The sequence below is a fragment of the Pseudomonas sp. PA-5-4B genome (assembly GCF_021606215.1).
Classification (GTDB): Bacteria; Pseudomonadota; Gammaproteobacteria; order Pseudomonadales; family Pseudomonadaceae; genus Aquipseudomonas; species Aquipseudomonas edaphica.
Map to the genome: position 1 here is coordinate 26,632 of NZ_WKDB01000063.1, position 9,390 is coordinate 36,021.

General features: G+C 61.1%; 8 protein-coding genes. 6 read left to right on the forward strand and 2 right to left on the reverse strand.

The window, feature by feature from the left end; all coding sequences use genetic code 11:
* The first annotated feature begins 174 nt into the window (after positions 1-174).
* The 6 genes from GIW28_RS24360 to GIW28_RS24385 all read left to right on the forward strand — a co-directional run bounded on the left by GIW28_RS24360 (position 175) and on the right by GIW28_RS24385 (position 6,109).
* Positions 175-921 (forward strand): amino acid ABC transporter permease, encoded by a 747-nt coding sequence (locus GIW28_RS24360; protein WP_099548514.1) that lies wholly within the window; start codon positions 175-177, stop codon positions 919-921.
* Positions 921-1,592, forward strand: a complete 672-nt coding sequence (locus GIW28_RS24365) for an amino acid ABC transporter permease (RefSeq protein WP_017137030.1) — start codon at positions 921-923, stop codon at positions 1,590-1,592. The genes GIW28_RS24360 and GIW28_RS24365 overlap by 1 nt, the downstream gene beginning before the upstream one ends.
* Positions 1,589-2,323, forward strand: a complete 735-nt coding sequence (locus GIW28_RS24370) for an amino acid ABC transporter ATP-binding protein (protein ID WP_017137029.1) — start codon at positions 1,589-1,591, stop codon at positions 2,321-2,323. The genes GIW28_RS24365 and GIW28_RS24370 overlap by 4 nt, the downstream gene beginning before the upstream one ends.
* Positions 2,324-2,532: 209 nt before the next feature.
* A complete protein-coding gene (locus GIW28_RS24375) occupies positions 2,533-4,434 on the forward strand; it encodes a sensor histidine kinase (RefSeq protein WP_099548513.1) in 1,902 nt (633 codons plus the stop codon).
* A complete protein-coding gene (locus GIW28_RS24380) occupies positions 4,434-5,771 on the forward strand; it encodes a sigma-54-dependent transcriptional regulator (RefSeq protein ID WP_017137027.1) in 1,338 nt (445 codons plus the stop codon). The genes GIW28_RS24375 and GIW28_RS24380 overlap by 1 nt, the downstream gene beginning before the upstream one ends.
* Positions 5,771-6,109, forward strand: coding sequence for a GlpM family protein (locus GIW28_RS24385; RefSeq protein ID WP_017137026.1), 339 nt, complete (start codon positions 5,771-5,773; stop codon positions 6,107-6,109). Before GIW28_RS24380 ends, GIW28_RS24385 begins: the two co-directional genes overlap by 1 nt.
* Positions 6,110-6,241: 132 nt before the next feature.
* Here the strand turns inward: GIW28_RS24385 and GIW28_RS24390 are convergent, their stop codons facing one another.
* The gene (locus tag GIW28_RS24390) at positions 6,242-7,639 is read right to left on the reverse strand and encodes a sigma-54-dependent transcriptional regulator (protein ID WP_017137025.1); all 1,398 of its coding nucleotides are present in this window, start codon (positions 7,637-7,639) and stop codon (positions 6,242-6,244) included.
* A partial coding sequence (locus GIW28_RS24395; protein WP_236490422.1) for a sensor histidine kinase occupies positions 7,629-9,390 on the reverse strand: 1,762 nt, incomplete at its 5' end. The genes GIW28_RS24395 and GIW28_RS24390, both read right to left, overlap by 11 nt.

The window sequence follows — 9,390 nt, forward strand, 5'->3', positions numbered from 1 at the left end:
CTGAGGGAGCCAACCCTCCCTCAGGCGTCTGTTACTACCTGCTGGCATTAATGTGGAACACTCGACCTGGCGGTTTTCGAGCCGATCGCGTGTGCCTGGCGTTCACCGTCAGGCGGGAAAGGATCTTCCCCAAGCGGGTGCTTGTACATCGATCGATCTCGAGGGGAGACCCTAATGAATTACAACTGGGACTGGGGCGTGTTCTTCAAGTCCACCGGCGTTGGCAGCGAGACTTATCTCGACTGGTACATCGCCGGCTTGGGCTGGACCATCGCCATCGCTGTCGTGGCATGGATTATCGCCTTGTTGCTTGGCTCCATTCTGGGGGTCATGCGCACCGTGCCAAACCGCATCGTAGCGGGCATCGCGACCTGCTACGTGGAGCTGTTTCGTAACGTGCCGCTGCTGGTGCAGCTGTTTATCTGGTACTTCCTGGTGCCCGATATGCTGCCGCAGAACCTGCAGGACTGGTACAAACAGGACCTCAACCCGACCACCTCGGCCTACCTGAGCGTTGTCGTGTGCCTGGGCCTGTTCACCGCCGCCCGTGTGTGCGAACAAGTGCGTACCGGCATCCAGGCGCTGCCACGTGGCCAGGAAGCTGCGGCGCGTGCCATGGGCTTCAAGCTGCCACAGATCTACTGGAACGTGCTGCTGCCCCAGGCCTACCGCATCATCATTCCGCCGCTTACCTCCGAATTCCTCAACGTGTTCAAGAACTCCTCCGTGGCGTCCTTGATCGGCTTGATGGAACTGCTGGCGCAAACCAAACAGACAGCCGAGTTTTCGGCCAACCTGTTTGAAGCCTTCACCCTGGCTACGTTGATCTACTTCACCTTGAACATGAGCCTGATGTTGCTGATGCGCGTGATCGAGAAGAAAGTCGCGGTGCCCGGCCTGATCTCCGTGGGGGGTAAATAATGGACTTCGATTTCAGCGGTATCATCCCCGCCATTCCGGGCCTGTGGAACGGCATGGTCATGACCTTGCAGTTGATGGTCATGGGCGTGGTCGGCGGCATCGCACTGGGTACGGTCCTGGCGCTGATGCGCCTGTCGTCCAGCAAACTGCTGTCGCGCCTGGCCGGCGCCTACGTGAATTACTTCCGCTCGATCCCGCTGCTGCTGGTGATCACCTGGTTCTACCTGGCGGTGCCGTTCGTGCTGCGCTGGATCACCGGCGAAGACACCCCGATCGGCGCGTTCACTTCCTGCGTCGTGGCCTTCATGATGTTCGAAGCTGCGTACTTCTGTGAAATCGTGCGGGCCGGCGTGCAGTCGATCCCCAAGGGCCAGATGGGCGCAGCCCAGGCAATGGGCATGACCTATGGCCAGACCATGCGTCTGATCATCCTGCCCCAGGCTTTCCGCAAGATGACCCCGTTGCTGCTGCAACAGTCGATCATCCTGTTCCAGGACACCTCGCTGGTCTACACCGTGGGCCTGGTGGACTTCCTCAACTCCGCCCGCTCCAACGGCGACATCATCGGCCGCTCCAATGAGTTCCTGATCTTCGCCGGTGTCGTCTACTTCATCATCAGCTTTTCCGCCTCGCTGCTGGTCAAGCGTCTGCAAAAAAGGTTTGCCGTATGATCTCTATCAAGAACATCAACAAGTGGTATGGCGACTTCCAGGTGCTGACCGATTGCAGCACTGATGTCAAAAAAGGCGAAGTGATCGTGGTGTGCGGCCCATCGGGTTCGGGCAAATCCACCCTGATCAAGTGCGTCAACGCGCTGGAACCGTTCCAGAAGGGCGACATCGTGGTCGACGGCACCTCCATTGCCGACCCGAAGACCAACCTGCCCAAACTGCGCTCGCGCGTGGGCATGGTGTTCCAGCACTTCGAGCTGTTCCCGCACCTGACCATCACCGAAAACCTGACCATCGCACAGATCAAAGTGCTGGGCCGCAGCAAGGAAGAAGCCACCAAGAAGGGCCTGCAGCTGCTTGACCGTGTGGGCCTGTCGGCGCACGCCCACAAGCACCCGGGCCAGCTCTCCGGCGGCCAGCAACAACGTGTGGCCATTGCCCGCGCCCTGGCCATGGACCCGATCGTCATGCTGTTCGACGAACCGACCTCCGCGCTCGACCCGGAGATGGTTAACGAAGTGCTCGACGTGATGGTGCAACTGGCCCACGAAGGCATGACCATGATGTGCGTGACCCACGAAATGGGCTTCGCGCGCAAAGTGGCCGACCGCGTGATCTTCATGGACGCCGGCAAGATCATCGAAGACTGCCCGAAAGAGGAGTTCTTCGGCGATATCAGCGCCCGCTCCGAACGCGCGCAGCACTTCCTTGAGAAAATCCTGCAGCACTAAAAAGCAGCACTGTTCTCCCTGTGGGAACCGGGCTTGTGTGGAAGACGGCTTGTGTGGGCGCTGGCTTGCCTGCGATAGCATCACCTCGGTGCAACTGATACACCGAGGCGCCTGCATCGCGGGCAAGCCCGGCTCCCACATAATCAAATTGCCCACACAACCGGGTTCGCAACAGGGCTGACAGCGCTGGTTGACCCAAGGCATCTGTGATGAAATGCGACCCCAACCAATTTCGCGCCGCACCGCCATCACTTGCCGTGAAACCTCGTCTGATTCGCCAACTGTTCCTGCCGCCGTTGATCATCGCCCTGATGATCGGCTTGGGTTACATCGGCTTCTGGGTCAGTGAGTACTATGGCATCCGCACCCTCAGCGACAACGGCGAACGCCAGTTGGAGCTGCATGCCCGTACCGTCGAAAGCGAACTGAGCAAATACACCTACCTGCCCAGCCTGTTGGAGCTGGAATCCAGCGTCTCCAAGCTGCTGGCCGACCCCAGCCAGGAAACCCGGCAAACGGTCAACGATTACCTCGAAGGCCTGAACCGACGCAGTCGTAGCCGGGCCATCTACGTGATGGACACCACCGGCCGCGTGCTGGCCACCAGTAACTGGCGCGATGCCGACAGTTACCAGGGTGAAGACCTGTCCTTCCGTGCCTATTTCCAAAACGCCGTGCGCGGCCAGCCCGGCCGTTTCTATGGCATTGGCAGCACCAACGGCGAACCCGGTTACTACCTGGCGCACGGCCTCGAAGAGCACGGCAAGATCATCGGCGTGGCCGTGGTCAAAGTGCGCCTTGAAGCACTCGAAGAACGCTGGCAGCGCGCGCGTCTCGAAGCCTTTGTGAGCGATGAGAACGGCATCATCATCCTCTCCAGCGACCCGGCCCGGCGTCTCAAGGCCGTGCGCCCGCTGAGCGATGACACCAAGGAACGCCTGGCCCACAGCCTGCAATATTACTGGGCGACATTGAACGAGCTGGAGCCGTTGGCCCGCGAGCGTCTCAACGAAGGCACCGAGAAACTCACCTTTCCGGCCAACAGCGAAGTGGTCAACGACGAGCGCGAAGTCAGCTACCTGGCCCAGACCCGCCCGCTCAGCGACACGCCGTGGAACTTCACCCTGCTGACTCCACTTAACGACCTGCGTCGCGCCGCGATCAATCAGGGCATTCTGGTGGCGGTCGCATTTGGCCTGGTCGCGTTCCTGCTGATTGCCTGGAACGAGCGGCGCAAAGTCATCGCCACCCGCCTCGCTGCGCGCGAAGCCTTGCAGGAAGCCAACAGCCAGCTGGAACGGCGAATTGCCGAACGCACCGCCGACCTGCGCGCCAGTAACGAACGGCTCAAGGGCCAGATCCGCGAACGCCGCCAGGCCGAAGAAACCCTGCGCCGCGCCCAGGATGAACTGGTGCAGGCCGGCAAGCTGGCGGCCATCGGCCAGATGTCCACCAGCATTGCCCATGAACTCAACCAGCCGCTGGCGGCATTGCGCACGCTGTCGGGTAACACCGTGCGCTTCCTGGAGCGTGGCGCCCTCGACACCGCCAGCGCCAACCTCAAGACCATCAACGAGTTGATCGACCGCATGGGCCGCATCACCGCCAGCCTGCGCTCGTTTGCCCGGCGCGGCGATGATCAGGGCGAGGCCAACCTGGGCAAAGCCGTGGACGCCGCCTTCCAGGTGCTGGGCGCGCGCCTGGACGGCTTGCCGTTGACCGTGCACCGTGACTTTGTCAGCGCGCAATTGCAGATCGACCAGACCCGCCTGGAACAGATCCTGGTCAACCTGATCGGCAACGCGCTCGATGCCATGCAGGCACAACCGGCCCCCGAACTATGGCTGGACGGCCACAGCAGCGAGGGCAAGTACCGCCTGCAAGTGCGCGACAATGGCCACGGCATCGACCCCGAAGCGCGCAAACATTTATTCGAACCGTTCTTCACCACCAAACCCGGCGAACAAGGCCTGGGCCTGGGCCTGACACTTTCGGCCAGCCTGGCGGCGGCCACCGGCGGCAACCTCGCCGTGGAACACCCGGCCAGTGGTGGTACTGCCTTCGTCTTGTGCCTGCCGTTGGTGGGCACCCAAAAAGCTGAGTCGACATGATGAGTACCGATCCTAAAGACCTCACCGTTCTGATCGTCGAAGACGACCCCCATGTGCTGCTCGGCTGCCAGCAAGCCTTGGCGCTGGAAGACATTCACAGCGTGGGTGTGGGCAGTGCCGAGGAAGCGCTCAAGCGCATCGGTGAGAACTTTGCAGGCATCGTCATCAGCGATATTCGCCTGCCAGGCATCGATGGCCTGGAGCTGCTCACCCGCCTCAAGGCCCTGGATAAAAGCCTGCCGGTGGTGCTGATCACCGGCCACGGGGATATTTCGATGGCAGTCGGTGCCATGCGTAACGGCGCCTACGACTTCATGGAAAAACCCTTCTCCCCCGAGCGCCTGGTCGATGTGGCGCGCCGTGCGCTTGAGCAACGTGGGCTGGCGCGGGAAGTCTGGTCGCTGCGCCGCCAACTGGCCGAGCGCGACTCGCTGGAAGGCCGCATCATCGGCCGCTCGCCCGCCATGCAAAACCTGCGCGAACTGATCGCCAACGTCGCTGATACCTCGGCCAACGTGCTGATCGAAGGCGAAACCGGCACCGGCAAGGAACTGGTTGCGCGTTGCTTGCACGATTTCAGCCGACGCCACGACCATCAATTCGTTGCCCTGAACTGCGGTGGCCTGCCGGAGAACCTGTTCGAAAGCGAAATATTCGGCCACGAAGCCAACGCCTTTACCGGCGCGGGCAAGCGGCGCATCGGCAAGATCGAACACGCCCATGAGGGCACGCTGTTCCTCGACGAAGTGGAAAGCATGCCGATCAACCTGCAGATCAAACTGCTGCGTGTGTTGCAGGAACGCACGTTGGAACGCCTGGGCTCGAACCAGAGTGTGGCGGTGGATTGCCGAGTCATTGCCGCGACGAAATCCGACCTGGATGAACTGAGCCGCGCCAACCAATTCCGTAGCGACCTTTACTACCGCCTCAACGTCGTGACCCTGGAATTGCCACCGTTACGCGAGCGCCGTGAAGACATCCTGCAGCTGTTCGAACACTTCCTGCAGCAATCGTCACTGCGTTTTGACCGCAGTGTGCCTGAGCTGGACAACCAGACCGTATCGACCCTGATGAGCCACGACTGGCCAGGCAACGTGCGTGAACTGCGCAACGTCGCCGAGCGCTTTGCGCTGGGCTTGCCAGCCTTCAAGAAAAGCGGCGCCAGCAGCAGCAACCACGGCCTGGCCTTTACCGAAGCGGTGGAAGCCTTCGAGCGCAACCTGCTTAACGACGCCCTGCAACGCAGCGGCGGCAACCTCACCCAGGCGAGCCTGGAACTCGGAATGGCCAAGACCACGCTGTTCGACAAGGTCAAGAAATACGGGTTGAGCCACTGATGGACTTACTCTTGAAAGCCGCCCTGGGCGCGGCGGTGGTGCTGATCCTGGCGGCGCTGGCCAAGACCAGAAATTACTATATCGCAGGGCTGGTGCCGCTGTTTCCGACCTTCGCGCTGATCGCGCATTACATCGTCGGCAAGGGCCGTTCGGTGGACGACTTGAAGACCACCATCCTGTTTGGGATGTGGTCGATCATTCCGTATTTTGTGTATTTGGCGACGCTGTATGTGATGGTCGACCGCATGCGCCTGGAGGCGTCACTCGCCGTGGCGGCAGTGGCATGGTTGATGGCGGCGACGGTGTTGGTGACAGTGTGGGTACGCGTCCACGCCTGACACACCGCGGTTAAACCTGTGGGAGCTGGCTTGCCTGCGATGGCGGTGTATCAGCCAACTTATCTGGCACAGACATACCGCTATCGCAGGCAAGCCAGCTCCCACATTGGGGTTCATGGTGAGCCTGATAGATCAGCGGATGATCTTCTCGACCTGAATCCCCAGCTTCTTCAGCCGATACCAAAAACTCCTCTCGGAAATCCCGATCTTCGCCGCTGCCGCAGCCTGCACGCCGTTGCTCTCGTTCAACGCCGCCATGATGTAGGTTTTCTCGACCTCAGCCAGCGCCGCATCCAGGTCGGCAGGCACGCCCGGTGTGTCACCGAGCAGCGCCGTAACGCCGTCCTCGGCAGGTTTGGACGCAAACAGATAAGCCGGCAAGTCAATGTCTTCAATCACCGGCGAAGCCGCCACGATGGTCGCCCGCTCCACGCAGTTCTGCAGCTCACGAATATTGCCCGGCCAGTGGTAAGCCGCCATCGCCTGCAATGCCTCGGGGCTGAAGCCGGTGATGCGTTTGCCCGCGGTAGCGCTCAGGGTCTGGGCGAAGTGCCGGGCCAGGGGCACGATGTCTTCGGCGCGCTCGCGCAAGGCCGGCAACGGGATCGGGAATACATTGAGGCGGTAATACAGGTCTTCGCGAAATTCTTTATTGGCCACCGCATCCAGCAGGTTCTTGTTGGTGGCGGCGATCACGCGCACATCCACCTTGCGCTCGCGCGAGTCGCCCACCGGCTCGATCACGCGCTCCTGCAGGGCCCGCAATATCTTGGCCTGCAACGCCAACGGCATATCGCCCACCTCATCCAGAAACAAAGTGCCCTGGTCGGCCTGCATAAAGCGCCCTACCCGATCGGCCACGGCACCGGTAAAGGCGCCTTTGCGATGGCCAAACATCTCGCTTTCCAGCAAGCCTTCGGGGATGGCCGCGCAGTTGACCGCCACGAACGGCTTGTCGGCGCGGCTGCCATGTTTGTGAATCGCGCGGGCGACCATTTCCTTGCCGGTACCGCTTTCGCCAGTCAGCAGGATGGTGGCGTTGCTGTCGCGTACCGAATCGACCGCGTGCAGCACCTGGCGAAACGCCGGGCTGTCGCCCACCAGGCTGTCGAACTGCGCATGGTGATCCAGCTCGGCGCGCAGGCGTGCGTTGTCGCGCATGATGTCGCGAAACTGCAGGGCCTTGGCCACGGTGATGTCCAGCTCGTCGATATCGAACGGCTTGGCAATGTAGTCATAGGCGCCATTACGCATCGACTGCACGGCGTTTTTTACCGTGCTGTAGGCGGTCATCACGATCACCGGCAACTCCGGAAAGCGCACTTTTATCTCCGCCAACAGCGCCGGCCCGTCCATGCCTGGCATGCGCCAGTCGCTGATCACCAGGTCGATGTCTTCCTGCTCCAGCACCTTGAGCGCGTGCAGGCCATTGCCGGCGGTAAATACCTGGATGCCGTTCTGGCTCAAGGCCGATGACAGCAAGTCGCAGAGCTTGGGCTCGTCGTCGACTACCAATACGTTATGCGTCATGAACTTCCTCATCGTCACCGTCGTCTTCACCATGGGCCGGAATGTACAGGCTGAAGGTGGCGCCGGCATCTTTCTCACTGGCACATTCGATGCTGCCGTCATGACTTTCCATGATCGAATAGACTTTAGCCAGCCCCAGGCCCGTGCCCGAGGCCTTGGTGGTGACGAATGGCGTGAAGATCCGCTCGATCATATCGGCCGGAATGCCTTGGCCGGTGTCAGCAATGCTGATCACCGTATTGCCGTCCACACTGCGAATGCCCAAGGTCAGGCGCCCGCCTTCGGGCATCGCATCAATGGCATTGAGGATCAGGTTCAGGCATGCCTGCTTGAGTTGCTTGGCATCGGCATAAATCGTCGCGCCGGGCGCCTGGTCATCGATGTGCGCATCGATGTTATGGGTGGCCAGCTCCGGGCTGCAAAAGCCGAGGATCTCTTCCACCACCGGGCGCGCCGCCTGCAACACACGCAGGGGCGGATTGGGCTTGGCGAAATCCAGAAACTCGGTGATCAGGTCGTTGATGCGGCTGACTTCGCTGATAACGTATTCGAGGTGGCGCTTGTCGGTGTCCGGCAGGTCGACGCGACGGTGCAGCAGTTGAGTGGCGGTCTTGATGATGCCCAGCGGGTTGCGAATCTCGTGTGCCAGGCCCATGGCGACTTCGCCCAAAGCATGCAGCCGGTCGCGGCGGCGCAGCTGGGCCTCGAGGTGGTGCAACTCGCCCAGGCGTTCGGTCATGTGGTTGAAGGTGCTGCTCAGTTGCGCCAGCTCATCGCCGCCGCTGACCAGCACGCGATGCTCGTAATTGCCCGAGATCACTGCGTCCACGCCCTGGGATAAATCGCGCAACGGTTTGGTCAGGCGGCGTGACACCAAGACACCGGCGCCCAGCGACAACGCCGAACTCAGCAAGAAGATCAGCACGAACAGGTTGCTCTGGTTCACCAGCCCCACCAGGCTGGTATGGCGCAACAGGCCGCTGAAAATCACGCCTTGCAGTTCGCCGCCATCATTGAAGATCGGCCAGTACAAACCGCTGTAGTTATTGGTGAACTGCTCGCTCGGTTGCTTGGTGGCGCGCATCGCCGTTTCAACATTCGTGGGAATGCGTGACGGATGATTCTCAAAGCGCTGGGTCGAGAATATCTCGGAAAACCCCGTAGGGTTGGCCAGGTACAGGCGCAGGTCGAGGGAATGCACATCGGCCACACTGGTGAGGAAGCTGCTGTCCAGGTACGTGGCCACCAACAGCACGTAGTCGACGCCCTCTTGGGTGGTTTCGAACGTTGAGACCACCAGGCCCGTCGTCACGCCGGCCACCTGGATGGTTTGCAACACTGCGTTGCTGGTCAGGTTGATCTGCTTGACGACATCGTCAGGGGCCGTGCTGAACACAATCTTGTGGTCACTGACACGAATCAGCGAGACCACGTCGATATCGGTGGCCTCGGCAATATCGGCGGTGAGCCGGTCATGCTTGGCGGCTTGTTTGTTCAACGGCGGAGCCGTGTAGCGCAGGAACAGCTTGGCCATGCGCGCGTTGTCATGCAGGATGTCGCCGATTTCGTCCTTGACGATCTTGGTCGACTCTTGCAGCCAGATGCGCACGTTGCTGTCAAAAATCTGCGACAACGTGGTCGCCGCCAGTTCGGCCGCGATCATGGTCGGGATAACGCTGACCAGCCAGAACGCCAGCACCAGCTTGCGCTGGACGCTCCAACGCGAAATGGCAAAGGGGCGGGCTGTTGGG

Excerpts from the sequence above, each read along its gene's own strand:
- GIW28_RS24365 (WP_017137030.1), top strand. The coding sequence starts at position 921 with ATGGACTTCGATTTCAGCGGTATCATCCCCGCCATTCCGGGCCTGTGG.
- GIW28_RS24375 (WP_099548513.1), top strand. The coding sequence starts at position 2,533 with ATGAAATGCGACCCCAACCAATTTCGCGCCGCACCGCCATCACTTGCC.
- GIW28_RS24370 (WP_017137029.1), top strand. The coding sequence starts at position 1,589 with ATGATCTCTATCAAGAACATCAACAAGTGGTATGGCGACTTCCAGGTG.
- GIW28_RS24385 (WP_017137026.1), top strand. The coding sequence starts at position 5,771 with ATGGACTTACTCTTGAAAGCCGCCCTGGGCGCGGCGGTGGTGCTGATC.
- GIW28_RS24360 (WP_099548514.1), top strand. The coding sequence starts at position 175 with ATGAATTACAACTGGGACTGGGGCGTGTTCTTCAAGTCCACCGGCGTT.
- GIW28_RS24390 (WP_017137025.1), bottom strand. The coding sequence starts at position 7,639 with ATGACGCATAACGTATTGGTAGTCGACGACGAGCCCAAGCTCTGCGAC.
- GIW28_RS24380 (WP_017137027.1), top strand. The coding sequence starts at position 4,434 with ATGAGTACCGATCCTAAAGACCTCACCGTTCTGATCGTCGAAGACGAC.